This is a genomic window from Pseudomonas sp. P105, assembly GCF_032614175.1.
GTDB lineage: Bacteria > Pseudomonadota > Gammaproteobacteria > Pseudomonadales > Pseudomonadaceae > Aquipseudomonas > Aquipseudomonas rhizophila.
On sequence record NZ_CP126693.1, the window covers coordinates 5,696,670 to 5,722,030 of the forward strand.

The following is a 25,361-nucleotide window of genomic DNA, read 5'->3' on the forward strand; positions in this document are numbered from 1 at the left end:
TTGCCCGCCAAGACCTTCAGTGGATAGGGTGTTATGTCCGGAAAAGCGCAACAGCAGTCTCGTATCAAAGAGTTGATCCTATTGGGTCGTGAGCAGGGCTACCTGACTTACGCGGAGGTCAACGACCACCTGCCGGAGGATATTTCAGATCCGGAACAGGTGGAAGACATCATCCGCATGATCAACGACATGGGGATCAACGTATTCGAGGTTGCTCCAGATAAGGATGCCCTTATGCTGGCCGACGCCGATACCGACGAGGCGGCCGCTGAAGAAGCGGCCGCAGCGTTGGCAGCGGTCGAGACCGACATTGGTCGCACCACCGACCCCGTGCGCATGTACATGCGTGAAATGGGTACGGTAGAGCTCCTCACGCGTGAAGGCGAAATCGAAATCGCCAAGCGCATTGAAGAAGGCATCCGCGAAGTGATGGGCGCAATCGCGCACTTCCCTGGCACGGTTGACCATATTCTCTCCGAGTACACCCGCGTCACCACCGAAGGTGGCCGCCTGTCCGACGTCCTGAGCGGTTACATCGACCCGGACGACGGTATCGCGCCGCCTGCAGCCGAAGTGCCGCCGCCGATCGACGCGAAAGCCGCCAAGGCCGACGACGACACCGATGACGACGACGCCGAAGCCAGTGACGACGAAGAAGAAGCCGAAAGCGGTCCGGACCCGGTCATCGCAGCCCAGCGTTTCGGCGCTGTGGCCGACCAGATGGAAATCACCCGCAAGGCGCTGAAGAAGCATGGCCGCAACAACAAGCAGGCAATTGCCGAGCTGTTGGCACTGGCCGAGCTGTTCATGCCGATCAAACTGGTGCCAAAGCAGTTCGAAGGCCTGGTCGAGCGTGTCCGCGGCGCCCTGGATCGTCTGCGTCAGCAAGAGCGCGCGATCATGCAACTGTGCGTGCGTGATGCCCGCATGCCACGTGCTGATTTCCTGCGTCAGTTCCCTGGCCACGAAGTCGACGAAAGCTGGACCGATGCACTGGCCAAAGGCAAAAGCAAATACGCTGAAGCCATTGCCCGCCTGCAACCGGACATCATTCGTTGCCAGCAGAAGCTGACCGCGCTGGAGGCCGAAACCGGCCTGACCGTCGCCGAGATCAAGGACATCAACCGTCGCATGTCGATCGGTGAGGCCAAGGCCCGCCGCGCGAAGAAAGAGATGGTCGAAGCGAACTTGCGTCTGGTGATCTCCATCGCCAAGAAGTACACCAACCGCGGCCTGCAATTCCTCGATTTGATCCAGGAAGGCAACATCGGTCTGATGAAAGCGGTGGACAAGTTCGAATACCGTCGCGGCTACAAGTTCTCGACTTATGCCACCTGGTGGATCCGTCAGGCGATCACTCGCTCGATCGCCGACCAGGCCCGCACCATCCGTATTCCGGTGCACATGATCGAGACCATCAACAAGCTCAACCGCATTTCCCGGCAGATGTTGCAGGAGATGGGTCGTGAACCGACTCCGGAAGAGCTGGGCGAACGCATGGAAATGCCTGAGGACAAAATCCGCAAGGTATTGAAGATCGCCAAAGAGCCGATCTCCATGGAAACCCCGATCGGTGATGACGAAGACTCCCATCTGGGTGACTTCATCGAAGACTCCACCATGCAGTCGCCGATCGATGTCGCCACCGTTGAGAGTCTCAAGGAAGCGACTCGCGAAGTGCTCTCCGGCCTCACTGCCCGTGAAGCCAAGGTACTGCGCATGCGTTTCGGCATCGACATGAATACCGACCACACCCTTGAGGAAGTCGGTAAGCAGTTTGACGTAACCCGCGAGCGGATTCGTCAGATCGAGGCCAAGGCCTTGCGCAAATTGCGCCACCCGACGCGAAGCGAGCACCTGCGCTCCTTCCTCGACGAGTGATGTTAAAAACCCCCGGCCCTGCCGGGGGTTTTGTTATGTGCAGATAAAATCCCCCCGCTACGCCCCCCCGCCCTATTGCCCGTCTACACTCGAAACATCCTCCCCAAGCCATGACGAGACCGTGATGCCCAGACTGACGGCCGTGATTTTGCTGTCATTGATGAGCTGGACCGCAACGGCTGGCGCGCTGACGCTCACCGACGAAGAGCGCCGCTGGCTCAAGGACCACCCCGACCTGCGCCTGGGTGTCGACGCCTCCTGGCCACCGTTCGAGTTTCGCGACGATCAGGGGCGGTATCAGGGCCTGGCCGCCGACTACGTGGATGTTATCCGCGAGCGGCTGGCTGTCACGCTCACGCCTATCGAGCCCGTCAGCTGGACGATGGTGCTGGAGCAGGTCGCACAGGGCAAAATCGATCTTTTACCCGGCATCATGTCCACGCCCGAACGTCAGAACTACCTGGCTTTCACCCGCCCATATCTGGACTTTCCCATCGTCATCCTGGCCCATCATGGCGGCGCAGAACCTCATAACCTTGAGGATTTGTACGGGCTGAAAATCGCCGTGGTGGAAAACTATGCGCCCCACGAACTGTTGCGCAACCACCATCCAGACCTGAATCTGGTGGCGCTGCCCAATGTCAGCTCAGCCTTGCAAGCCTTGGCCACAGATAAAGTGGATGCGGTGGTGGGCGACCTGGCTTCCAGTGTCTGGAGCCTGCGCCAACTCAAGCTTGACGGGCTCTATGTCAGCGGAGAAACACCCTATCGATATCAACTGGCCATGGGCGTCCCCCGGGAGAACAGGATACTGGTGGGTATCCTGGACAAGGTGATAGCGGACATGAGCCCGGCCCAGATCAGCGAAATCCAGGAGAAATGGGTCGGCAATGTCCGAGATTACCGAAGGTTCTGGTCAGACCTGCTGGTTTACGGCTTGCCTGCGCTGCTCCTCTTGAGCGGTGTCCTTGCGGCGGTGATTCGCATCAATCGCCGCCTCAGCTCAGAGATCGCGCGACGAGTTGATCTGGAACAAGAACTGCGCAGCAGCGAATACCACTACCGCGGGCTGGTGGAGAGCCTTTCAGCAATTGCCTGGGAGGCAAGGGTCAGTGACTTCACCTACAGCTACGTGTCGCCTCACGCCGAAGATCTGCTCGGTTATCCCCTCTCCCACTGGCTGATTCCAGGGTTCTGGCGCAACATCATTCATCCTGCCGACCTGATCCGCGCCCAGAGCTATTGTGAGCATGAAGTGCTGGCGGGCCGGGACCATTGCATTGATTACCGCGTGATCACCGCTGACGGCCGCTGCCTGTGGGTGCGCGACATTGTCAGCCTGATCGAACACGGCCACGAACCGGTGATGCGCGGGTTGATGATCGACATCAGCGAAGCCAAACGCACCGAGGAAGCGCTGCGCCTCTCCGAGCAAAAATTCTCCTCGGTATTCCGTCAATGCCCGGACATCCTGGTGATAGCGCGCCTGATGGACGGTTGCCTGCTGGAGGTCAACAAAGCCTTCGAGGAGCAGATTGGCCTGAGCGCCGCAGAGGTGGTGGGCCAAACCGCGACCGAACTGAACATCTGGGGCATCCAGGACGTCGGCCCGGGCCTGCTGCAACGATTACAGGCCGGCAGCATCCGCAATCTGGAGATGCCTTTTCGCCGCAGCAATGGCCAGGTGTTCACCGGGCTGATATCGGCCGAACCCTTCGACCTCGACACCACCCCAGCCCTGGTCGTGGTAGTCCGTGATATCAGCCAGCTCAAGGAAACCCAGCAGCAGCTGCAGACTTCCGAAGAGAAGTTCGCCAAGGCTTTTCATGCCTCGCCCGACGGCCTGCTACTGTCCCGGCAAAGCGACGGCCTGCTGATTGAGGTCAACGAAGGCTTCAGCCGTATTACCGGTTTCAATAGCGCCTTGTCGGTGGACCGTTCCACCCTGGACCTGGGTATCTGGGTCAACCTCAATGAGCGCAAACAGATGCTCGACCAATTGCAACGAGACGGTTATGTCAGGGACTTCAGATGTCATATCCGCCGTAACGATGGGCAGATAAGGCTCTGCGAAGTGTCCAGCCGCCCTCTGCCCATCGGCAACGAAGACTGCATGCTGACCATCGCCCGGGACATCACCGAACGCCACCTGATGCAGGAAAAACTGCAACAGGCAGCCACCGTATTCGAAAGCACTGCCGAAGGCGTGCTGATCACCGATACACAACAGCACATCAGCGCGGTGAACCGCGCCTTCAGCGAGATCACCGGCTATAGCGAAACCGAAGCCTTGGGTCACACGCCGCGGCTGTTGGCTTCCGGCCTGCATGACAGTGCGTTCTATGCCGCGATGTGGCACCAGTTGACCGCCGAGGGACACTGGCAGGGGGAGATTTCCAACCGGCGTAAAAACGGCGAGTTGTATCCCAGTTGGCTGACCATCAGCGCGGTGCGTAACCGGGATCGGGAAATCACCCATTTCGTTGCGGTCTTTGCTGATATTTCCAGCCTCAAGCACGCCCAGGCCCGACTCGATTACCAGGCGCACCACGACCCGCTCACCGGCCTGCCAAATCGCACATTGTTCGAAAGCCGATTACTGACGGCGCTCAACAGCCAGCAGGAAGATGGCGGCCAGGGTGCGGTGCTGTTCCTGGACCTGGACCGTTTCAAGCACATCAATGACAGCCTGGGACACCCGGTGGGAGATCTGCTGCTCAAGGGTATCGCCGTGCGCCTGCGCGAGCAGTTGCGCGATATCGATACCGTGGCGCGCCTGGGGGGTGACGAATTCATCATCTTGCTGCCAGGCCTGCAACAACCCAGCGACGCCGAACACATTGCCCAAAAACTGTTGAATTGCTTTGCCGCACCGTTCCAGGCCGGTGAACATGAGTTTTTCATCAGCGCCAGCATCGGCACCAGCCTGTACCCGCAGGATGGCTGCGACGTCGCCACGCTGGTCAAGAATGCCGATGCGGCGATGTACCGTTCCAAGGCCAAGGGCCGCAACCGGGTTGAAAGCTACACCCGCGACCTCACCGCCCAGGCCAGTGAGCGGGTGGCACTGGAACACGAGTTGCGACGCGCCATCGAGCGCAACGAATTATCGTTGTCCTTCCAACCCAAATTCAGCCTTGCCGACAATCGCCTGGTGGGCGCCGAGGCGCTGATTCGCTGGACCCACCCCACATTTGGCGACGTACCGCCGGAGCATTTCATCCCCCTGGCCGAAGAAAACGGCATGATCCTGCAGATTGGCGACTGGGTACTGGAACATGCCTGTCGACAACTGTCCGAATGGAACGACGCCTACGAAAGCCTCGGCCCGCTGTCGGTCAACCTTGCCGGAGCCCAATTGCGCCAACCCAACCTGCTGGGGCGTATCGAACAGTTGCTGCGTGAGCACCACCTCAAGCCCGGCTTGTTGCAACTGGAAATTACCGAAAACTTCATCATGAGCCAGGCCGAAGAAGCCCTCGCGGTGCTGCACCAGCTGAAAAAACTCGGTGTGCAACTGGCGATAGACGACTTCGGCACCGGTTACTCCTCCCTGAGCTATCTCAAGCGTTTGCCACTGGACTTCCTCAAGATCGACCAGTCCTTCGTCCGTGGCCTGCCCGATGACCCGCACGACGTGGCCATCGTGCGGGCAATCATCGCGCTGGGCCGCAGTATGCAATTCACCATCATCGCCGAAGGCGTCGAGACCCTGGCCCAACAACAATTCCTGGCTGAAGAAGGGTGCGAACAGATCCAGGGCTACATCGTCAGCCTGCCCCTGTGCGCCGAAGAGTTCGCCGCAACGTTTCTTCGTATGACCGTATCGGATTTTTCGGATAGCACAGCCGAGAAACCGTCGCTATAATCCGCGGCCTACTGAGGGCCTATAGCTCAGTTGGTTAGAGCAGAGGACTCATAATCCTTTGGTCCACGGTTCGAGTCCGTGTGGGCCCACCAACTCCAAAGCCGCGCATTGCGCGGCTTTCGTTTTCTCCCAGAGAAAAAAGTGGTACTTCGACCCGCTGCCGTGTCCACAAAGTGTCCCCCCAAGCGCTCATCGATTCAGACGATGCGTATATCTACGGGAGATCCATCCCGTTATCCTGAATCGCCCCGGATTCTCTAGACACCTTGCGGCGGGATTCCGCGATTGCAGTTTGATTGCACGCCCTTAACCCTCAGCGCAACGCAGAAGTTGTCGACGGAGCTTTACACGGTCACAGCATACCCCGGCCAGTGCCTCGTGCGGAGGCGCCTCGGCCTAACGTCTCCAAAACCGACGCGCTCGATGTGTTGTTACCGGGGAGTTGGCTCGCTGGCGATGAGACCCGTGCAGACGTCAAATTCCCCGGGGCCTCACATCAAAGACCGTTTGCATCTTAGTCACCGCTTGTAGAAAATCATCGTCTTTTTGCACGAATGGATACGCGCATGAAGTTCGAGAAGACCACGCAGTACAGGTCCGCAGAAGGGATCGTCTTCAATCTGTCTCGAATCACCCTCATGGAAAGCGACCGAGGTCGCCTGCGCGAGCTGCACTTTGGCGAAGCGAAACGCGCCCATTACCAAGTCAACAGCATGGTCGTCGATATGTACGACCGAGTGCAGGCTCGAAACCTGCCATGCCTGCTGACAGTCTGCATTTCCAATCCCCTCACCCGGCAGCAGGCCGATGCTATCAGTACTATGCGCGGCAACGTCGCCAAGGGAATTGCTGCGGCCTCAGGTGGCGTTGCCGGGAGGGTAGGTGCGTTGGGCGGGCCGCTCATTGGCTGGGCTTCAGGCGCAGTCGTGACGACAGGTGTCAACTGGTACCTCAAAGGGGCCTTGCCGAACCTGCATGCAGGTGACGTGCTGGTCAGCATCGAGGGAGAGGTCCATGGCGGGATTGGCCCACAGCGCTCTGTCGTGACGCTGGTCATCAAGGACTGAGGAACTGCACATGCCCTACATCATGCAAACTGTAGTCCTTCTGGTACTGGGCACGATCCTCGTTCAGTTTCTGAAACCATACCCGCTGCGCAAGTGGCTGGGTTTGGCGCTGCTGGCAACGGGCTTGGTCAGCATCTTCAAGGTTGGTGAGCAGCAGGTGCTGGGCTTTGACCTGGAGCTGCTAGCACTGCTGGCCGTGCCGCTGGGCGTGGTGCTTTTCCTGACGCGGCGCCGGTTCACGGAGGGGGACTGAAGCCCTGGCACGATTTCTCGGTGCCGTCTCTGACCCAAAATCATATGGGACAACAGTCGATCAACAGCGCGTTGATCGATGATCTTAGCGTTGGACCTTGCCGGCGGATTGGGGGTTACTTTGAACATACTGATAACTCCTAACGTAGGTTAGATGCCGCCAAAAATCACTGCTAAATGATGGGTGGCGGCTGTAACGCAGGCCAGGTGCAGTCGGAAATGTGTAATGCCACATTGACCAGCCTCGCCAACTCTGCGGGCGCGGCCTAATTCTGATCCTAGACAGCACGGATCTAACGCACATGAAAGGTCACCGCAATCGCCAACCTTTAAAGTCAGACGATACGCATGCCTTAGACCAAGCCGCGTTTTGCTTCTTGATCTGTGAATGGAACGTGGTTCTGGAGCTGCGAGAGAATTAGCCCGGGGGCACTACAGAAGATCGTGGGAGAAGATTTCACTGCGGGGCGAATTGCGAAACTCAAAGTCCGCAAAATCAGTACAACCACGGTCCAGTACTCAGCTTGAGCAACCTTCTCAAAATTACGCTCAAAACCAGTAACTACGGGCCCTCCAGCTATGCCAACCTACGTTCACCTTCGAACGATTTCTCTAGGCATAGCACCTCGCCCAGCAACTCATAATCCTTTCGTCCACGGTTCGAGTCCGTGTGGGCCCACCATACAAAAAGCCGCGCATTGCGCGGCTTTTGCGTTTTTGAGTGGCGAGACTGTGTGATCTGGCCCAAGGTCTTCATAAACCGCGCAACAAGAGCGTCATCCATGCGGTATGTACCCGCCCAGCTATAGTGAATTTCGCCTATACCGGACATTCAGTGAATCAAACTGGTAGTCCCCGCTGAACAGGCGTCGGACAGCTCCTGAGACGGATTAAACACAACTCTCAGGGCGCCGAAACTACCGCTCTGTAGTACAGTTGCGCCCGCCAGGGCCCGGCCACTGCCAGCGATAAAGGCCGGTTTAGCCCTCGAACGACTCGACGGTGCCATATAGCGAGTTTTCAGATCGGGAACGATCGGCGGCACCGAAACGTCCGAAGACGCGAAATCGGATGTAAAACCAGGCATAAACTGATCGCGGGACGCTCAAGAGAGCGATTCCGCCGATAATAAGAAATATAGGAGAAACAGATGGAATTCCTGCAAACGCTGTTTGGGTATGTCGACAGCCTCACGTGGGGGTGGTCGCTCATACCCATTCTCGTGGTCTTCGGAGTGTTCATCACGATCATGTCGGGTTTCGTCCAGTTCGAATTCTTCGGCCGGATGTTCCGCGTGCTGTCAGGGAAGAACCAGAACAGTGACCCCAACAACCTCAGCGCGCGACAAGCGCTACTCGTATCCGTGGGCGGCCGCGTGGGCGGCGGAAACATTGCCGGTGTAGCCGTCGCGATCACGCTCGGTGGGCCCGGCGCGGTTTTCTGGATGTGGTGCATCGCGCTCGTCGGCATGGCGACAAGTCTCGTCGAATGTACGCTTGCCCAGATCTACAAGCGCACCGACGGTGAACACTCCTTCCGTGGCGGCCCAGCCGACTATATCCGGCACGGCCTCGGGTCGAACTACAACTGGCTGGCGATAGTTTATGCAGTCTGCCTGCTGTCGGCGTTCGGCCTTGGCTTCAACGCCTTTCAAGGCAACACGGTTGCCGGCGCGATGCAGGATTCGTTCGGGATCAGCCGCCTTGTGACCGGGGCACTCCTGGTGCTTGTCACCGGTTTTGTGATCTTTGGTGGAATCAAGCGCATCGCCAAGGCGGCCGATGTCGTGGTGCCCGTCATGGCGCTGGGTTACCTGGCGCTTGCCCTGATCGTCATCGTGATGAACATCGGTGAAATTCCGGCGCTCTTCGTACGCATCGTCTCCAGTGCCTTCGGCTATGAAGAAGCCATCGCCGGCGGCATGGGGGCTGCGATTGCACAAGGCTTGCGCCGCGGTCTGTTCTCAAACGAGGCTGGACTTGGTTCAGCACCGAACGTTGCAGCGACAGCGTTGGTACATCACCCGGTCAGCCAGGGCATTACCCAATCGTTTTCGGTTTTCATCGACACGATCGTGATTTGCTCGTGCACGGCTTTCATCATCCTGTTGGGTGATGTCTATGTTGCCGGTGCTACAGGTATCGACGGTGTCGTGCTGACACAACAGTCACTGGCCAGCCATTTTGGTGAGTGGTCGCGCTACGCGTTGAGCCTGGCGATCCTGCTCTTCGCCTTCTCGTCCATCATCTATAACGTCTATCTGGGTGAGAACGCACTGGCGGCCATCACCAAATCCAAACCGGCCCTGCTGGTGCTGCGCGTGTTTATCCTGGGCTTGATTTTCCTCGGCGCCGCGGCCCCGAACGCCACCTCGGTGTTCTTCTTCTCAGATCCGATGATGGGCATTCTGGCACTGGTGAACCTCATTGCGATTTTGATGCTGTTCCCTACTGCGATACGGGTGATCAACGACTTCCGCGCGCAGTTGAAAGCCGGTGTGGCAAGGCCGGTCTTCGATCCGGCAAATTTCCCCGACCTCGATCTCGACCGCAAGGCATGGGATACCAATCGCTGGAAATGATCCCGGCCCGGTCATCGCCTAAATCGGGCTGCGGCCGCATCTGAAACGGGCTGATGCCAGCATCGTCAAATCTGCGGATACTGCCGCCATGACCAACCTCATGGTGGCAGGCATTCCCGAGCGCATCCCAAATGGAGTAGGTGGCAAAGGCATGCGAGCCTGTAACATGCCAGCCACCGATATCCACGCCGGAGCCCATCTTGTCTGACACCTGCCCTCCCGTCCTCGACGAAATCGACCGCCAGCTGATTGCCGCCCTGCAAATCAATGCCCGGGAAAGCGTCGCCATGCTCGCCCGACAATTGGGCATCGCCCGCACCACCGTGACTTCGCGGCTGGCGCGGCTGGAAAAAACCAAGGTCATCACCGGGTACGGCGTGCGTCTGGGGCAGCGGGTGATAGACGGCGGGTTACAGGCTTACGTCGGCATCAAGGTTCAACCGCGCTCCGGCAAGGACGTGCTGCGGCGCTTGAGTGCGATGGCCCAGGTCCAGCAACTGTGTGCGGTCAGCGGCGAATTCGACTATGTGGCCTGGCTGCGCACGGATTCACCGGAGCAGCTGGATCAGTTACTGGATCAGATTGGCAGTGTGGATGGGGTGGAGAAAACCACCACTTCGATCATCCTCAGCAGCAAGATCGATCGGGGGCAGCCGGTCTAGAGGGTGCGACTTACCTGTCAGAGCGGGCTTGCTCACGAAAACCCGAGCACAGCCCGCCTCCCCAGTAACCGCCCACCGCCTTCACCAGAAGGTCCATACTCACCAGGCTCAAACTCGTCATTACGACTAACCAACGCATCAAAATGACTGATAACAATCCAGAACGACGACACATTGCGTCTTATTAACGTGTTTCACCCTCTCTAGAATGGCTGGCATCTTTCCTATACTCAGACGCGAAAGCCGCGTCGAGTCGCCCAATCAAGGTCAGCCATGAACAAGAACAATCGCCACCCAGCAGACGGCAAGAAGCCCATCACCATTTTCGGGCCGGACTTTCCTTTCGCTTTTGACGACTGGATCGAGCATCCCGCCGGCCTGGGCAGTATTCCCGCCCAAAACCACGGGGCAGAAGTCGCGATTGTCGGTGCCGGGATCGCCGGTCTGGTGGCGGCCTACGAGTTGATGAAGCTGGGCCTCAAGCCGGTGGTCTACGAAGCGTCGAAGATGGGTGGGCGCCTGCGCTCACAAGCGTTCAACGGCGCCGAGGGTGTCATAGCCGAGCTGGGGGGCATGCGGTTTCCGGTGTCGTCCACGGCGTTCTATCACTACGTCGACAAACTGGGCCTGGAGACCAAACCGTTTCCCAACCCTTTGACCCCGGCCTCGGGCAGCACGGTCATCGATCTGGAAGGCCAGACCTACTACGCACAAAAGTTGGCCGACCTGCCGGCATTGTTCCAGGAAGTGGCCGACGCCTGGGCGGATGCGCTGGAGGACGGTTCGCGCTTCGGCGATATCCAGCAGGCGATTCGCGACCGCGACGTGCCACGCCTCAAGGCACTGTGGAACACCCTGGTCCCCCTGTGGGACGACCGCACTTTCTACGACTTCGTCGCCACGTCCAAGGCGTTTGCCAAACTCTCGTTCCAGCACCGTGAAGTGTTCGGCCAGGTGGGTTTCGGCACCGGCGGCTGGGACTCGGACTTTCCCAATTCGATGCTGGAAATCTTCCGCGTGGTGATGACCAATTGCGACGATCATCAGCATCTTGTGGTAGGTGGCGTCGAGCAGGTGCCCCATGGCATCTGGAAGCATGTGCCGGAGCGCTGCGCGCACTGGCCAGAAGGTACCAGCCTCAACTCGTTGCACCTGGGCGCCCCGCGCAGCGGTGTGAAGCGCATCGCGCGTGCCGACGATGGCCGGTTCAGCGTGACCGACGTGTGGGACAACACCCGCGAATATGCCGCGGTGCTGGTCACCTGCCAAAGCTGGCTGCTGACCACTCAGATCGAATGCGAAGAGGCGCTGTTCTCGCAAAAAATGTGGATGGCCCTGGATCGCACCCGCTACATGCAATCGTCGAAGACTTTCGTGATGGTCGACCGGCCGTTCTGGAAGGACAAGGATCCGGAAACCGGCCGCGACCTGATGAGCATGACCCTCACCGACCGCCTCACCCGTGGCACCTATCTGTTCGACAATGGCGATGACAAGCCGGGGGTCATTTGCCTGTCTTACTCGTGGATGAGCGATGCGCTGAAAATGCTCCCCCATCCGGTGGAAAAACGCGTGAAGCTGGCGCTCGACGCCTTGAAGAAGATTTACCCCAAGGTGGACATCGCCGCACGGATCATCGGCGATCCGATCACCGTCTCCTGGGAAGCCGACCCGCATTTCCTCGGCGCATTCAAAGGTGCTCTGCCCGGCCACTATCGCTACAACCAGCGCATGTACGCCCATTTCATGCAGGACGACATGCCGGCCGAACAGCGAGGGATCTTTATCGCCGGCGATGACGTCTCATGGACACCGGCCTGGGTTGAGGGCGCGGTACAAACCTCACTCAATGCCGTGTGGGGAATCATGAAGCACTTCGGCGGTGAAACTCACCCCGAGAACCCGGGGCCAGGTGACGTGTTCGACGAAATCGGTCCGATCGCCCTGCCCGAATAAAAGGAGTTTTTGATGCGTGTAGCCCTTTACCAATGTTCACCGCTGCCGCTGGACCCGGCCGCCAACCTGCAACGCCTGCATCAGGTGGCGCTGGAGGCCAGGGGCGCCGATGTGTTGGTGTTGCCGGAAATGTTCCTGACCGGCTACAACATTGGCGTCGACGCGGTGAATGTATTGGCCGAGGTCTACAACGGCGAATGGGCGCAGCAGATCGCTCGCATCGCCAAGGCGGCCAGTCTGGCGATCGCCTATGGCTACCCGGAACGCAGCGAAGATGGGCAGATTTACAACGCGGTGCAACTGATCGACGCCCACGGCGAACGCCTGGCAAATTATCGAAAGAGTCACCTGTTTGGCGATTTGGACCACGCGATGTTCAGCGCTGGCGATAGCGAGCTGCCCATCGTCGAGCTTAACGGCTGGAAGCTTGGCTTTCTGATCTGCTATGACCTGGAGTTTCCGGAAAACGCCCGGCGCCTGGCCCTGGCCGGCGCCGAACTGATCCTGGTGCCCACCGCCAACATGCAGCCCTATGAGTTCATCGCCGATGTCACCGTGCGCGCCCGGGCCATCGAGAACCAGTGTTTTGTGGCTTACGCCAACTATTGCGGTCATGAAGGTGAATTGCAGTACTGCGGGCAAAGCAGCATCGCCGCCCCGGATGGCAGCCGCCCTGCCCTGGCCGGGCTGGACGAGGCCTTGATCGTGGGGGAACTGGATCGGCACCTCATTGAGGATTGCCGTGCGGCCTACAACTACCTGCATGACCGCCGCCCTGAGCTTTACGACGACTTGAACAAACACTGATTGAGAACGCTCCCTAATCCGCTAGCATGAGCGCTTCTCTGTTCTGGAAACGCTCATGTCGGCCGTCGATTCCTTCTACCCCCACACTGAAACCCTGGCCAACGGCTTGCGGGTGACATTGCGCCATGTCCCCGGCCTCAAGCGCAGCGCTGCGGTGCTGCGGGTGGCGGTCGGCAGCCATGATGCGCCGCTCGCCTGGCCGGGACTGGCGCACTTGCTCGAACATCTTTTCTTCCTCGGCACTGAGCGGTTTCCCACAGAGCAGAACCTGATGACCTACGTGCAACGGCATGGCGGCCAGGTCAATGCCCGCACCAGCGATCGCACCACCGATTTCTTCTTCGAATTACCACCGGCTGCCTTTGCCGGCGGTCTGGAGCGACTCGGGGACATGCTCTCCCATCCGCGCCTGGATGAAACCGTCCAATTGCGCGAGCGAGAAGTGCTGCACGCGGAATTCATCGCCTGGTCTCAGGACCCCACGGCCCAGCGACAAGTGGCCCTGCACGAAGGACTGTCCGCAGCTCATCCACTGCGAGGTTTCCATGCGGGTAATCGCGACAGCCTCGCGGTGCAGCGGGCCGAGTTCCAAATGGCACTACAAGACTTTTATCGAAGGTTCTACCAGAGCGGCCAAATGGCGCTGAGTCTGGCGGGCCCGCAAAGCATCGAAGCCTTGAAGGCACTGGCCGAGCAGTTCAGCGGCGATGTACCTGCGGGTGAAGCGGTCACCCGGCAGCCAGCGCCGGAGCTGATGGCATCGCACCAGGCCGGTTATCAACAGGTCAGCCCAGGACGTCTCGATCTGCTGTGCGCCTTCGAAGGTTTACCGGTCGCCTCGCCGCAAGCCATGGATTTTCTCTGCACATGGCTGAACAACAGTAAACCGGGCGGCCTGCTCGCCACCTTGCGTCAACGCGGTCTGGCTGACAGCCTCAAGGCTTCGGCGCTGTACGAGTTTGCCGAGCAGGCGCTGTTGCACATCGAGTTCAAACTCGATAACGATCACGCACTGAACGACATTCAGCCATTGCTGCACGATTGGTTGGGATTTTTCGCCGCCCAAGACGACTGGGCGCCCTTGCGCGATGAGTTCAGCGCCCGCCTGCAACGTCGGCAGGAAACGGCAACGGCGTTGCAACTGGCCCGTTGGGACAATGAAGAACGCGCTGTTCAACTGTCGGAAAACGATCTGTCGCGGCTCCGGGAAATTCTCAAGCAGTTGCACGCGGCAGATAACGTCACCGGGCAATGGCAACTGCCCGCGCCCAACCCGTTCCTGCAAACGGCAAGCGAACCATCCCGTACCGGGTTGATACGCGGCCAGACCAGCGCCCATCGCGGTCTGCGTACCTTTGCCCAGGACCGCTCCCGGGGCCGGCGGGAACGTTCCCCCATGCAGTTCAGCCAAGGGCTGGCGGACAACACCCCGCAAGGCGCGGTGTATCTGCGCTGGCGACTGGCGACGCTGCCCCCGCTCGACCTCTCGGCCAGGCTTGATCGGCATCTGCAGGATCTGCGTGAAGATGCGCAGCAGGCCGGCGTGGAAGTCACCTTTGAGCCCTGCGCCGACCAATGGCTGCTGAAGCTGGTTGGCCTGCAGGCACCGATGCCCTTGGTGCTCGAGCACATCCTGACGAAGCTGGGACAACCACTGCCGCCGGCGCCAGCGAAGAGCGAACCTGCACTGATACCGATTCGACACCTGTTGAAGGAGCTGCCGATTCATTGCCAGCAAAACTCCCCATCGTCAGCCTTGGCGCTGCCCGATCACGACAACAGCGTGTGGATGACGGCGCATTGGGACGCACTGGCCATCGGTCTGTCGGCCGCCACCCAGGGAGCAATGGGCCCGGTGCTGGCCCGGGTGCCCGGCATTGCCGGCCAGCAAGCCCAACCGACCTCCCCTTGCGGGAAGCCGATCTGGCACACCCTTCAGACCCACGGCGACGAACAGGCCGTGTTGTTGTTTTGTCCCACGCCTACCCGAACCCTGCCCGATGAAGCCGCATGGCGTTTGCTGGCACAGCTGTGTCAAACAGCGTTTTACCAGCGCCTGCGGGTCGAGTTGCAGTTGGGTTACGCAGTGTTCAGCGGTGTGAAGCAGATCGATGGGCAGACCGGTGTGTTGTTTGGTGTCCAATCTCCCAGCGCCTCGGCGGCCCAGTTGATTGCCCATATCGACCAGTTCCTGAGCGGCCTACCGGACCTGCTCCGGCAGCTCGACGATTCGACGCTGGCCAGTCAGCAGCAGGCCCTCGCCGCCCAATTCCAGAGCGCCGCCCTGCCCTGCGCCCAAGCGGCCGAACTGCTCTGGCAGGGCAAACTCGCTGGCCACCCGTCGGATTATCTTGAGCAATTGTCCGATGCCATCATGCGTGTGAGTCGAGAACAGCTGATGGACGCCGTGCGGCAACTGACTAGCGCCGAAAGTGCACGCTACTGCCTGACCAATGGAGCCTGCCCTGGAGAGCCCTGGCACGCGGTGCCGTGATCATTACAGTCTGTGCAATGAGCTTTCTTAGAGAATTGCGGCCAACGAATATGTCAGATTTAGTAACATAGCCGCCTAAGCATCTGAACATCTCCCTTCGGAGGTGGACTATATGTATAGGTCTCAACCGACCCATCCTGATTACAGCATCCCACCTAAAGGAGTATTTCCATGTCTTGGTCCAAACCCGCATATATCGACCTGCGTATCGGTTTCGAAGTCACCATGTACTTCGCCAGCCGTTGATGGCTGCAGGCGGTTGAACGCGCAGCACAACGCCTCGGTCAGCCGGGGCGTTTTTTATTTCGGTTTGCAAATGGAGCGGCCATGTTTGTCCAGATTCTAGGTTCCGCCGCCGGCGGCGGTTTCCCTCAGTGGAATTGCAACTGCGCCAATTGCGCAGGTTTTCGCAACGGCAGCCTGCGAGCCCAGGCACGCACCCAGTCGTCCATCGCGATTTCCGATGATGGCGTGAACTGGGTGCTGTGCAATGCCTCCCCGGACATTCGTGCCCAGCTCCAAGGATTCACCCCGATGCAACCGGGTCGGGCACTGCGGGACACCGGTATCGGCGCCATCATTCTGATGGACAGCCAGATCGACCACACCACCGGCCTGCTCAGCCTGCGCGAAGGCTGCCCGCATCAAGTCTGGTGCACCGACATGGTCCATGAAGACCTGAGCACGGGTTTTCCGCTGTTCAACATGCTGGCCCACTGGAACGGCGGGCTGAGCTGGAACCGCATCGAACTCGACCAGCCGTTCACCATCCCGGCCTGCCCGAACCTGCGCTTCACTCCCCTGCCGCTGCGCAGCGCAGCGCCGCCCTATTCACCGCACCGCTTCGATCCGCACCCAGGCGACAACATCGGCCTGATCGTCGAAGACCTGCGCACCGGCGGCAAGCTGTTTTACGCCCCAGGCCTGGGTAAAGTCGACGAGCCTTTGCTGGAGATCATGGCCGGCAGCGATTGCCTGTTGGTGGACGGCACGATGTGGGACGACGATGAAATGCAGCGTCGTGGCGTCGGCACCCGCACCGGTCGCGAGATGGGCCATCTGGCACAGAACGGGCCTGGCGGGATGATCGAAGTGCTGGAGCAACTGCCCGAACCGCGCAAGGTCCTTATTCATATCAACAATACCAACCCGATCCTCGATGAAGACTCGCCCGAGCGGGCCGAACTTGTACGTCGAAAGATTGAGGTGGCTTACGACGGAATGAGTATTGAGTTGTAGGACGGGCGCGACGATTGTGGGAGTGGGTGTGCGCTGTGTCAGCCAATCGCTGCTGGCTAATGAGACGCCATCGCGAGCAGGCTCGCTCCCACGGTAGTTTGAGTCGTACCGGATATTTCATGCATTACAGATCGAGTGTGGGAGCGAGCCTGCTCGCGATGGGGCCAACCCTGACGCCACAGAATCCACGGGAATTGCCCGGAGAACCGCAATGACTGACACCCCCCTGTCCCCCGCCGAGTTCGAAGCGGCCCTGCGTGCCAAGGGTGCGTATTACCACATTCATCACCCGTATCACGTGGCGATGTATGAGGGCCGCGCCACTCGCGAGCAGATCCAGGGCTGGGTCGCGAACCGTTTTTACTATCAGGTGAACATCCCGCTCAAGGATGCCGCGATCCTGGCCAACTGCCCGGACCGGGAAATCCGCCGCGAGTGGATCCAGCGCCTGCTGGACCATGACGGCGCGCCCGGCGAAGACGGCGGCATCGAAGCCTGGTTGCGGCTGGGTCAGGCGGTTGGCCTGGATCCCGATCAACTGCGCTCCCAGGAACTGGTGCTGCCGGGCGTGCGCTTCGCGGTGGATGCCTACGTCAACTTCGCCCGCCGCGCCTCTTGGCAGGAAGCCGCCAGCAGCTCCCTGACCGAAATGTTCGCACCGCAGATCCATCAGTCGCGCCTGGACAGCTGGCCGCAGCATTACCCCTGGATCGACCCCGCCGGCTACGAATACTTCCGCACCCGCCTGGGCCAGGCCCGGCGAGACGTGGAGCACGGCCTGGCGATTACCTTGCAGCATTACACCACCCGCGAAGGCCAGGAGCGCATGCTGGAGATTCTCCAGTTCAAACTGGACATCCTCTGGAGCATGCTCGATGCCATGAGCATGGCCTACGAATTGAACCGCCCGCCCTATCACAGCGTGACCGGGCAACGGGTGTGGCACAAAGGAATTACCTTATGAGTTTCGATCGCAGCAAGACCCCACGCTGGCGCCCCGGCTATCGTTTCCAGTACGAGCCGGCACAGAAGGGCCACGTGCTGCTCTATCCTGAAGGCATGATCAAGCTCAACGACAGCGCTTCGCTGATTGGCGGCCTGATCGACGGTGAACGGGATGTGGCCGCCATCATTGGCGAGTTGGCCAAACAGTTCCCCGACGTGCCGGAACTCGGTGACGACATCGAGCAATTCATGGAGGTCGCCCGTGCAGAGCATTGGATCGAACTTGTCTGACGCCACAAGCCTGCCGCCCAAGCCTGAAGTCGGCCTGCCGCTGTGGCTGCTGGCCGAGCTGACCTACCGTTGCCCGTTGCAATGCCCGTACTGCTCCAATCCGCTGGACTTCGCCGAGCAGGGCAAGGAGCTGAGTACCGAGCAGTGGTTCAAGGTGTTTCGCGAGGCGCGTGAGATGGGCGCCGCGCAATTGGGCTTTTCCGGCGGCGAGCCGCTGGTGCGCCAGGACCTGGCCGAACTGATCGCCGAGGCGCGCAGGCTGGGTTTCTACACCAACCTGATCACCTCTGGCATCGGCTTGACCGAGCAGAAAATCAGCGATTTCAAAAAGGCCGGCCTCGACCACATCCAGATCAGTTTCCAGGCCAGCGACGAACAGGTGAACAACCTGCTGGCAGGTTCAAAGAAAGCCTTCGCGCAAAAACTGGAAATGGCCCGGGCGGTCAAGGCCCACGGCTATCCGATGGTGCTGAACTTCGTCACCCATCGGCACAACATCGACAAGATCGACCGCATTATCGAGCTGTGCATCGCCCTTGAAGCCGACTTCGTCGAACTTGCCACCTGCCAGTTCTACGGTTGGGCACAGCTCAACCGCGTCGGCCTGCTGCCCACCCAGGAACAACTGATACGCGCCGAACGTGTCACCAACGAGTACCGCGCCAGACTTGAGGCCCAAGGGCATCCGTGCAAGTTGATCTTCGTCACCCCGGACTATTATGAAGAACGCCCCAAGGCCTGCATGAACGGCTGGGGCAGCATTTTCCTGACCGTCACGCCGGACGGCACTGCATTGCCCTGCCACGGCGCCCGGCAGATGCCCGTGCAATTTCCCAACGTGCGCGACCACAGCATGCAGCACATCTGGTACGACTCGTTCGGCTTCAATCGTTTCCGCGGCTATGACTGGATGCCCGAGCCGTGCCGCTCGTGTGACGAAAAAGAAAAGGACTTCGGCGGCTGTCGCTGCCAGGCGTTCATGCTCACGGGCGATGCGAGCAATGCCGACCCGGTGTGCAGCAAATCCGAGCATCACGGGATGATTCTTCAGGCTCGGGAAGACGCCGAGCATGCCACTCAGACGATTGAACAACTGGCCTTTCGCAATGAACGAAACTCACGCCTCATCGCCAAAGGCTGATTCTTTCAGCGCAGCCCAGGCCGTTGCGGCAGGCATCGACTTCGCTGAGCTGCAAGTCGGGCCCCTTGGACTGTTCTGGAATCAATACCGTCCCGAAGACGATGCCTGCCGGATCTGGCATTGGCAGGATGCCAAGGCCCGATGCCTGACCCCGGACGGGTTCAGTGTCCGCAGCCGGGTTTATGAATACGGCGGCGGATCGTTCTGCCTGAGCGACGACGGTGTGCTGTTCGTCAATGAGGCCGACCAGCAGGTGTATCACCAGTCGCTCGCCGGCGAACAACCTGTGGCGCTGACATCAGGTGATTGTCGTTATGGCGATCTTCACTTCGCTTGCGGCCAGGTGCTGGCAGTGGAGGAGCAGGCCAATCAGCATCGCCTGGTCTCGATCGGCCTGGCAGATCATCAGCGACATCTGCTGGCCGAAGGTGCGGACTTCTACGCCGCGCCGACCTTGAGTCCGGATGGTCGACGGCTGGCCTGGATTGAGTGGAGCCGCCCCCATCAACCGTGGACGTCAACGAGACTGATGCTGGCCGAGCGCAACGCTGGCGCCTGGAATGAGCCGCGTTGCGTCGCGGGCAGCGGTCACGAGGAGTCTATTCAGCAACCGCGTTTTGATGATTCCGGTCGCCTTTATTGCCTGAGCGATCGTGGCGGTTATTGGCAGCCCTGGATTGAATCCGCCGACGACCTGGAGCCACTGCCCGCCGCCGAAGCCGATCACGCCCCAGCACCCTGGCAACTGGGCGGCTGTACCTGGCTGCCGCTGGGCGAAAGCGCTTACCTGGCGAGTTGGACCGAGGCGGGGTTCGGGCGACTGGGCCTCTGCCGCAGTGACGGCGTATCCGAGGATTTCACCGGCTCCTATTCGCGTTTTCGCAGCCTGGCACTCGATGAGCGGTTCATTTATGCCATCGCCGCTTCGCCAATCAGCCCGTCGGCGGTGATAGCCATTGAGCGGCAAAACCATGCAGTGGTGGTGCTCGCCGGTGGCGTTGCGCCGTTGCCCATCGAACACATCAGTCGCCCCCGGACCCTGCGCTATCCCTCGGCTTCCAGCCAAGCCCATGGGTTCTTTTACCCGGCCATGAACGCCGAAGAAAAACCGCCACTGGTGGTGTTCATCCATGGCGGACCGACCTCGGCGTGTTATCCCATCTTTGATCCGCGCATCCAGTACTGGACCCAGCGCGGCTTTGCCGTGGCCGATCTCAATTACCGCGGCAGCAGCGGTTATGGCCGGGCCTATCGACAGGCGCTGTATTTGAATTGGGGGGTGGTGGACGTCGAGGATGCCTGCGCGGTGGTCACGCACCTTGAGGAACAAGGCTTGATCAATGGCCGTTGCGCGTTCATTCGTGGCGGCAGTGCTGGCGGCTACACGACTCTTTGCGCCCTGGCGTTCCATGACGTGTTCCGCGCCGGCGCCAGTCTCTATGGTGTCAGCGACCCCGTCGCCCTGGCCCACGCCACGCACAAATTCGAAGGCGATTATCTGGATTGGTTGATCGGCGACCCGCAACAGGACGCCGAACGCTATCGGGACCGCACGCCACTGCTGCACGCTGATCAGATCCGCACCCCGGTGATATTTTTCCAGGGTGAACTGGATGCCGTGGTCGTGCCGCAGCAGACACGCGATATGGTCGAGGCATTGCAGAACAACGGCATCGCGGTAGAAGCGCATTACTACGCCGATGAGCGCCATGGCTTTCGCAAGGCGATCAACCAGGCTCATGCGCTGGAGCATGAATGGTTGTTCTATCGCAGGGTGATGGATGGCCCCCTATAGGGCAAATGCAAAACCAAATGTGGGAGCGAGCCTGCTCGCTCCCACAGGGGATTTGTGCAAACCAACAAATTCAGCGCTTGGCGATGATGTACACCGCATGCACGATGCCCGGGATGTAACCCAACAGAGTCAGCAGGATGTTGAGCCAGAATGCCCCGCCGAAGCCCACTTGCAGAAACACACCCAATGGCGGCAGCAGAATGGCGATGATGATTCGAATGATATCCATGGATGACTCCTGATTGGCGATGGCCACATTGCCATATAGCACATGGACACCCGACCGCTCGTCAGGGTTCAGTGCGAAGCCATCCAGAAGGGATAAAGCGCGGGAAGATAAAAACGCGGACAAAAGAAAACCCCGCCGAAGCGGGGCTTTGCAGACTGTTTCCCTGACATCCATTTCGCTCCGCCATCCTGGCAGAATCCTACGTGTCCGTGTTTTTGCTTTGCGCATCCTGCGCGACGTCCATGTGAAGTAGATTAGCTCTGGATCCAATCAGCCGATAGAGGGAAAACGCCAGCACGGCGTGTAAGCATTTGCTTACACGCCGTCAGATTTCAAAACTGCCCGGCGTCCAGCAGGAACAGTGACTCACTACCCGCCTTCACCGAGGCACTCAGGGAGTGGATGCGCGGCAGCAGACGGGCGAAGTAGAACCGCGCCGTGCCCAGTTTGCTCGCATAGAAATCATCCTGCGCTTCTTTGCCCAAGGCCGCCTTGGCCATCAATGCCCACATATAGGCATAGGCGGTGTAGCCAAACGCCTGGAGGTATTCCACCGAAGCCGCGCCGATTTCGTTCGGGTTGCTTTTCGCCCGGTCCAGCAGCCATTCGGTCAGTTCATCCAGCGTACCGACAGCGTCGTTCAACGGCTTGGTGAACTCGGCCAGATCACTGCTCGCGGTAGCGGTGAAGTGGCGGATTTCGTCAGCGAACAGCTTGTAGAACACCCCGCCACTGCCGACGATCTTGCGCCCTACCAGGTCCAGCGCCTGGATACCGTTGGTGCCTTCGTAGATCTGGGTGATGCGCACGTCACGCACCAGTTGCTCCTGACCCCATTCGCGAATGTAACCGTGGCCGCCGAAAATCTGCTGGCCATGGACAGTGGTTTCCAGTCCCAGATCAGTCAGGAACGCCTTCGCCACCGGGGTCAGCAAGGCCACCAGATCTTCGGCACGCTTGCGGGTGGCCGGGTCTTCGCTGAACTTGGCGGTGTCCAGTTGCATCGCCACGTAGGTGGAAAATGCCCGGCCACCTTCGTTCGAGGCTTTCATGGTCAGCAACATCCGACGCACGTCCGGGTGGACGATGATCGGGTCAGCGACTTTGTCTTTGTTCTGCGCACCGGTTGGCGAACGACTTTGCAGGCGGTCACGGGCATATTCGATGGCGTTCTGATAGGAGCGCTCACCGGTGGCCAAGCCCTGGATACCCACACCCAAACGCTCGTAGTTCATCATGGTGAACATCGCCGCCAGGCCTTTGTTCGGCTCGCCGACCAGATAACCCACGGCGTCGTCGAAGTTCATCACACAGGTGGCGGACGCCTGGATGCCCATCTTGTGTTCGATCGACCCGCAATTGGCCGCGTTACGCGCCCCCAGGCTGCCGTCGGCATTGACCAGGAACTTGGGCACCAGGAACAGCGAGATGCCTTTAGGGCCTGCCGGTGCGTCCGGCAACTTTGCCAGCACCAGGTGGATGATGTTTTCGGTGAGATCGTGTTCGCCGCCAGTAATGAAGATCTTGGTGCCGCTGACCTTGTAGGAACCGTCGGCCTGAGGTTCGGCCTTGGTGCGAATGATGCCCAGGTCCGTACCGGCATGCGGCTCGGTCAGGCACATGGAACCGGCCCAGACGCCGGCGTACATGTTCGGCAGGTAGGCTGCTTTCAGCTCTTCACTGGCGTGAGCATTGATCGACAGGCAAGCCCCGGCGGTCAGCATGGGGTACAGGCCGAAGGACAGGCTGGCGGAGTTGACCATTTCTTCGACCTGAGCCGAAACAGCCTTGGGCATGCCCATGCCGCCGTAGGTCGGATCACCACCGACACCGACCCAGCCGCCTTCAGCGTAAGTCTTGTAGGCCTGTGGGAAACCGGCTGGCGTGGTGACGGCACCGTCAGCCCAGTGGCAACCTTCTTCGTCAGCTGTACGGCTGAGGGGGGCAACGCTTTTGCTGGTGACTTTGCCGGCTTCCTCAAGGATCGCCTCGACGGTTTCAGCGTCTACGGTCTCGGCCAGCGCCGGCAGTTGAGCCCAGAGCTTCGCGACCTCGAACACTTCATTGAGGACGAAGCGCATATCGCGCAGGGGCGCTTTGTAGTCAGCCATGGCAAACCTCGCAAGATCTAAACAATTGGTTCGTAAGAAAACGGTTTTTGCAGTGGCCTGAGTGTACCCCAACAACTTTTGCGACACATAGGGTCAGCCAGTGACTGTTTTGTTATTTTTAGTCACCAAAGAAAAGATCGCAGGCTTCGCCAGTTCCTACAGGGAATATGCGCACGTCTGTAGGCGCTGGCGAAGCCTGCGATCTTTGTCCCCCTCACATCAGAGGGCAAACAACTCCGCCGGCAGCTTCATCAAGCAATCGCTCCCCGCCTCCACCGCGGCCCGATGGGCAGCGGTCCTTGGCAGCAGGCGCTTGAAGTAAAACTCACAGGTCGCCAGTTTGCCCCGGCAGAAATCCGCATCACCTTCGCCTGCATCCAGTTGCGCCTGGGCCACCAACGCCATGCGCAACCACAGATAGGCCAGGATGATGTAACCGCTGTACATCAGATAGTCCACCGAAGCGGCGCCGACTTCATCGGGGTTCTTCATGGCCGCCATGCCAACCCGGGTGGTCAGTTCGCCCCATTGCTGGTTGAGCCCGTTGAGTTGCGCGACGTAATCCTTGAGCTGTGGATGTTCAGCGTTGGCGGCGCAGAACTTATGGACGATTTTGGTGAACCCTCGCAGCAACTTGCCCTGGCTGCCCAGCACCTTGCGCCCCAATAGATCCAAGGCCTGGATACCGTTGGTGCCTTCATAGATCGGCGCAATACGGCAGTCGCGCACCAGCTGTTCCATGCCCCACTCACGAATGAAACCATGGCCGCCAAACACCTGCATGCCGTGGTTGGTTACTTCCAGGCCAGTATCGGTCATGAAAGCCTTGCAGATCGGGGTGAGGAACGCCAGCAGGTCTTCGGCCTCCTGGCGGGCGGTTTCGTCGCTGCTCAGGTGTGCGATATCCAGCAGTTGCGCGGTGAAGTAAGTCAGCGCCCGGTTGCCCTCGTTGAAGGCTTTCATGGTCAGCAACATCCGGCGCACATCGGGGTGGACGATGATCGGATCGGCGGCTTTTTCCGGCGCCTTGGGGCCGGTCAGCGAGCGCATCTGCAAACGGTCGTTGGCATATTTGATCGCGCCCTGGAAGCTCGCTTCCCCGAGGCACAGACCCTGCATGCCGGTGCCCAGCCGGGCATGGTTCATCATGGTGAACATGCAGTTCAGGCCCTTGTTCGGCTCGCCGATCAAGAATCCCTTGGCCCCGTCGAAATTAAGCACGCAGGTGGCGGACGCCTTGATGCCCATCTTGTGCTCGATCGAGCCGCAGGAGACGCCATTGCGCGGTCCCGCTTCGCCACTGGCGTCTGGCAAGAACTTGGGCACGATGAACAGCGAGATACCTTTGGTCCCGGCAGGCGCATCCGGCAGTTTGGCGAGCACCAAGTGAATGATGTTGTCGCTCATGTCGTGTTCGCCGGCGGAAATGAAAATCTTGCTGCCGGTAATCGCGTAGCTGCCATCGGCCTGAGGCAAGGCTCGGGTCTTGATGATGCCCAGGTCCGTGCCGCAATGGGCTTCGGTGAGGCACATCGTGCCGGTCCATTGACCGGCCGTGAGCTTGGTGAGGTAGGCCTGTTTCTGCTCTTCGGTGCCGTGGGCATGAATGGCCGACATCGCACCATGGGTCAGGCCCGGGTACATGCCCCAGGAGGTGTTGCTGGAGCCGACCATTTCGCTGATGACCAGGCCCAGGGAACTGGGCAATCCTTGGCCGCCGTAAGTCGGGTCCGCCGCCAGCCCGTGCCAGCCGCCCTCTACGTACTGTGCGAACGCCTGCTTGAAGCCTGTAGGCGTGGTGACCACGCCGTTGTCGAAATGGCAGCCTTCTTCGTCACCGGAGCGATTGAGCGGCGCCAACACATTCTCACAGAACCTGGCGCCTTCCTCGAGGATCGCGCTGACCATGTCCGGGCTGGCATCGCTGGCGCCCAGTTCAGCATAGCGGCCAGGGAAATCGAAGACGTGATCGATCAGAAAGCGCATGTCGCGCAGCGGGGCTTTGTACTCGGGCATGGTGGTTTTCTCCGGTAACAGGTCGT

At 59.8% G+C, this 25,361-nt stretch carries 18 protein-coding genes and 1 tRNA gene; 16 read left to right on the forward strand and 3 right to left on the reverse strand.

The window, feature by feature from the left end; genetic code table 11:
* Positions 1–33: 33 nt before the first annotated feature.
* The 16 genes from rpoD (at position 34) to QOM08_RS25700 (ending at position 20,979) form a co-directional block, all read left to right on the forward strand.
* Entirely contained in the window at positions 34–1,881 is a 1,848-nt protein-coding gene (gene rpoD / locus QOM08_RS25625; RefSeq protein ID WP_047228083.1) for an RNA polymerase sigma factor RpoD, read from the forward strand.
* A gap of 124 nt (positions 1,882–2,005) precedes the next feature.
* Complete coding sequence (locus QOM08_RS25630; protein WP_316912288.1) at positions 2,006–5,749, forward strand: bifunctional diguanylate cyclase/phosphodiesterase; 3,744 nt, start codon at positions 2,006–2,008, stop codon at positions 5,747–5,749.
* 15 nt (positions 5,750–5,764) lie between these two features.
* Positions 5,765–5,841 (forward strand) — tRNA-Ile (locus QOM08_RS25635).
* Between the two features lie 474 nt (positions 5,842–6,315).
* Positions 6,316–6,816: a hypothetical protein gene (locus QOM08_RS25640; RefSeq protein WP_171061306.1), complete on the forward strand. Its 501-nt coding sequence runs from the start codon at positions 6,316–6,318 to the stop codon at positions 6,814–6,816.
* 10 nt (positions 6,817–6,826) lie between these two features.
* Positions 6,827–7,069 (forward strand): hypothetical protein, encoded by a 243-nt coding sequence (locus tag QOM08_RS25645; RefSeq protein WP_188251806.1) that lies wholly within the window; start codon positions 6,827–6,829, stop codon positions 7,067–7,069.
* Between the two features lie 1,149 nt (positions 7,070–8,218).
* Entirely contained in the window at positions 8,219–9,649 is a 1,431-nt protein-coding gene (locus QOM08_RS25650; protein ID WP_188251807.1) for an alanine/glycine:cation symporter family protein, read from the forward strand.
* Between the two features lie 200 nt (positions 9,650–9,849).
* Positions 9,850–10,311, forward strand: a complete 462-nt coding sequence (locus tag QOM08_RS25655; protein WP_316912289.1) for an Lrp/AsnC family transcriptional regulator — start codon at positions 9,850–9,852, stop codon at positions 10,309–10,311.
* Positions 10,312–10,584: 273 nt separating this feature from the next.
* Positions 10,585–12,267, forward strand: a complete 1,683-nt coding sequence (locus tag QOM08_RS25660; protein ID WP_310662951.1) for a flavin monoamine oxidase family protein — start codon at positions 10,585–10,587, stop codon at positions 12,265–12,267.
* Between the two features lie 12 nt (positions 12,268–12,279).
* On the forward strand, positions 12,280–13,074 hold the full coding sequence (locus tag QOM08_RS25665; protein ID WP_107323004.1) for a carbon-nitrogen hydrolase family protein: 795 nt from the start codon (positions 12,280–12,282) through the stop codon (positions 13,072–13,074).
* Between the two features lie 55 nt (positions 13,075–13,129).
* The gene (pqqF, locus tag QOM08_RS25670; protein ID WP_316912290.1) at positions 13,130–15,568 is read left to right on the forward strand and encodes a pyrroloquinoline quinone biosynthesis protein PqqF; all 2,439 of its coding nucleotides are present in this window, start codon (positions 13,130–13,132) and stop codon (positions 15,566–15,568) included.
* A 171-nt stretch (positions 15,569–15,739) separates the two neighbouring features.
* The gene (gene pqqA / locus QOM08_RS25675) at positions 15,740–15,814 is read left to right on the forward strand and encodes a pyrroloquinoline quinone precursor peptide PqqA (RefSeq protein WP_003177660.1); all 75 of its coding nucleotides are present in this window, start codon (positions 15,740–15,742) and stop codon (positions 15,812–15,814) included.
* Between the two features lie 81 nt (positions 15,815–15,895).
* Positions 15,896–16,807: a pyrroloquinoline quinone biosynthesis protein PqqB gene (gene pqqB, locus QOM08_RS25680; protein WP_316912291.1), complete on the forward strand. Its 912-nt coding sequence runs from the start codon at positions 15,896–15,898 to the stop codon at positions 16,805–16,807.
* Between the two features lie 211 nt (positions 16,808–17,018).
* A complete protein-coding gene (gene pqqC / locus QOM08_RS25685) occupies positions 17,019–17,771 on the forward strand; it encodes a pyrroloquinoline-quinone synthase PqqC (RefSeq protein WP_047228105.1) in 753 nt (250 codons plus the stop codon).
* On the forward strand, positions 17,768–18,043 hold the full coding sequence (gene pqqD / locus QOM08_RS25690; RefSeq protein WP_047228106.1) for a pyrroloquinoline quinone biosynthesis peptide chaperone PqqD: 276 nt from the start codon (positions 17,768–17,770) through the stop codon (positions 18,041–18,043). Before pqqC ends, pqqD begins: the two co-directional genes overlap by 4 nt.
* A complete protein-coding gene (gene pqqE, locus QOM08_RS25695) occupies positions 18,015–19,184 on the forward strand; it encodes a pyrroloquinoline quinone biosynthesis protein PqqE (protein ID WP_188251811.1) in 1,170 nt (389 codons plus the stop codon). The genes pqqD and pqqE overlap by 29 nt, the downstream gene beginning before the upstream one ends.
* Complete coding sequence (locus QOM08_RS25700) at positions 19,150–20,979, forward strand: S9 family peptidase (protein WP_316912292.1); 1,830 nt, start codon at positions 19,150–19,152, stop codon at positions 20,977–20,979. Before pqqE ends, QOM08_RS25700 begins: the two co-directional genes overlap by 35 nt.
* Positions 20,980–21,049: 70 nt before the next feature.
* Here the strand turns inward: QOM08_RS25700 and QOM08_RS25705 are convergent, their stop codons facing one another.
* From QOM08_RS25705 to QOM08_RS25715, 3 genes are all read right to left on the reverse strand, one after another.
* Positions 21,050–21,208, reverse strand: a complete 159-nt coding sequence (locus QOM08_RS25705; RefSeq protein WP_038436734.1) for a YqaE/Pmp3 family membrane protein — start codon at positions 21,206–21,208, stop codon at positions 21,050–21,052.
* A 332-nt stretch (positions 21,209–21,540) separates the two neighbouring features.
* Positions 21,541–23,319, reverse strand: a complete 1,779-nt coding sequence (locus QOM08_RS25710) for an acyl-CoA dehydrogenase C-terminal domain-containing protein (protein ID WP_316912293.1) — start codon at positions 23,317–23,319, stop codon at positions 21,541–21,543.
* Positions 23,320–23,538: 219 nt separating this feature from the next.
* Positions 23,539–25,335, reverse strand: a complete 1,797-nt coding sequence (locus tag QOM08_RS25715; protein ID WP_047228109.1) for an acyl-CoA dehydrogenase C-terminal domain-containing protein — start codon at positions 25,333–25,335, stop codon at positions 23,539–23,541.
* Positions 25,336–25,361: the final 26 nt, after the last annotated feature.

What these genes read in the sequence shown, in the direction of transcription:
- rpoD (WP_047228083.1), top strand. Translation starts at nt 34, where the DNA reads ATGTCCGGAAAAGCGCAACAGCAGTCTCGTATCAAAGAGTTGATCCTA.
- QOM08_RS25630 (WP_316912288.1), top strand. Translation starts at nt 2,006, where the DNA reads ATGCCCAGACTGACGGCCGTGATTTTGCTGTCATTGATGAGCTGGACC.
- QOM08_RS25640 (WP_171061306.1), top strand. Translation starts at nt 6,316, where the DNA reads ATGAAGTTCGAGAAGACCACGCAGTACAGGTCCGCAGAAGGGATCGTC.
- QOM08_RS25645 (WP_188251806.1), top strand. Translation starts at nt 6,827, where the DNA reads ATGCCCTACATCATGCAAACTGTAGTCCTTCTGGTACTGGGCACGATC.
- QOM08_RS25650 (WP_188251807.1), top strand. Translation starts at nt 8,219, where the DNA reads ATGGAATTCCTGCAAACGCTGTTTGGGTATGTCGACAGCCTCACGTGG.
- QOM08_RS25660 (WP_310662951.1), top strand. Translation starts at nt 10,585, where the DNA reads ATGAACAAGAACAATCGCCACCCAGCAGACGGCAAGAAGCCCATCACC.
- QOM08_RS25665 (WP_107323004.1), top strand. Translation starts at nt 12,280, where the DNA reads ATGCGTGTAGCCCTTTACCAATGTTCACCGCTGCCGCTGGACCCGGCC.
- pqqF (WP_316912290.1), top strand. Translation starts at nt 13,130, where the DNA reads ATGTCGGCCGTCGATTCCTTCTACCCCCACACTGAAACCCTGGCCAAC.
- pqqB (WP_316912291.1), top strand. Translation starts at nt 15,896, where the DNA reads ATGTTTGTCCAGATTCTAGGTTCCGCCGCCGGCGGCGGTTTCCCTCAG.
- pqqC (WP_047228105.1), top strand. Translation starts at nt 17,019, where the DNA reads ATGACTGACACCCCCCTGTCCCCCGCCGAGTTCGAAGCGGCCCTGCGT.
- pqqD (WP_047228106.1), top strand. Translation starts at nt 17,768, where the DNA reads ATGAGTTTCGATCGCAGCAAGACCCCACGCTGGCGCCCCGGCTATCGT.
- QOM08_RS25700 (WP_316912292.1), top strand. Translation starts at nt 19,150, where the DNA reads ATGAACGAAACTCACGCCTCATCGCCAAAGGCTGATTCTTTCAGCGCA.
- QOM08_RS25705 (WP_038436734.1), bottom strand. Translation starts at nt 21,208, where the DNA reads ATGGATATCATTCGAATCATCATCGCCATTCTGCTGCCGCCATTGGGT.
- QOM08_RS25710 (WP_316912293.1), bottom strand. Translation starts at nt 23,319, where the DNA reads ATGGCTGACTACAAAGCGCCCCTGCGCGATATGCGCTTCGTCCTCAAT.
- QOM08_RS25715 (WP_047228109.1), bottom strand. Translation starts at nt 25,335, where the DNA reads ATGCCCGAGTACAAAGCCCCGCTGCGCGACATGCGCTTTCTGATCGAT.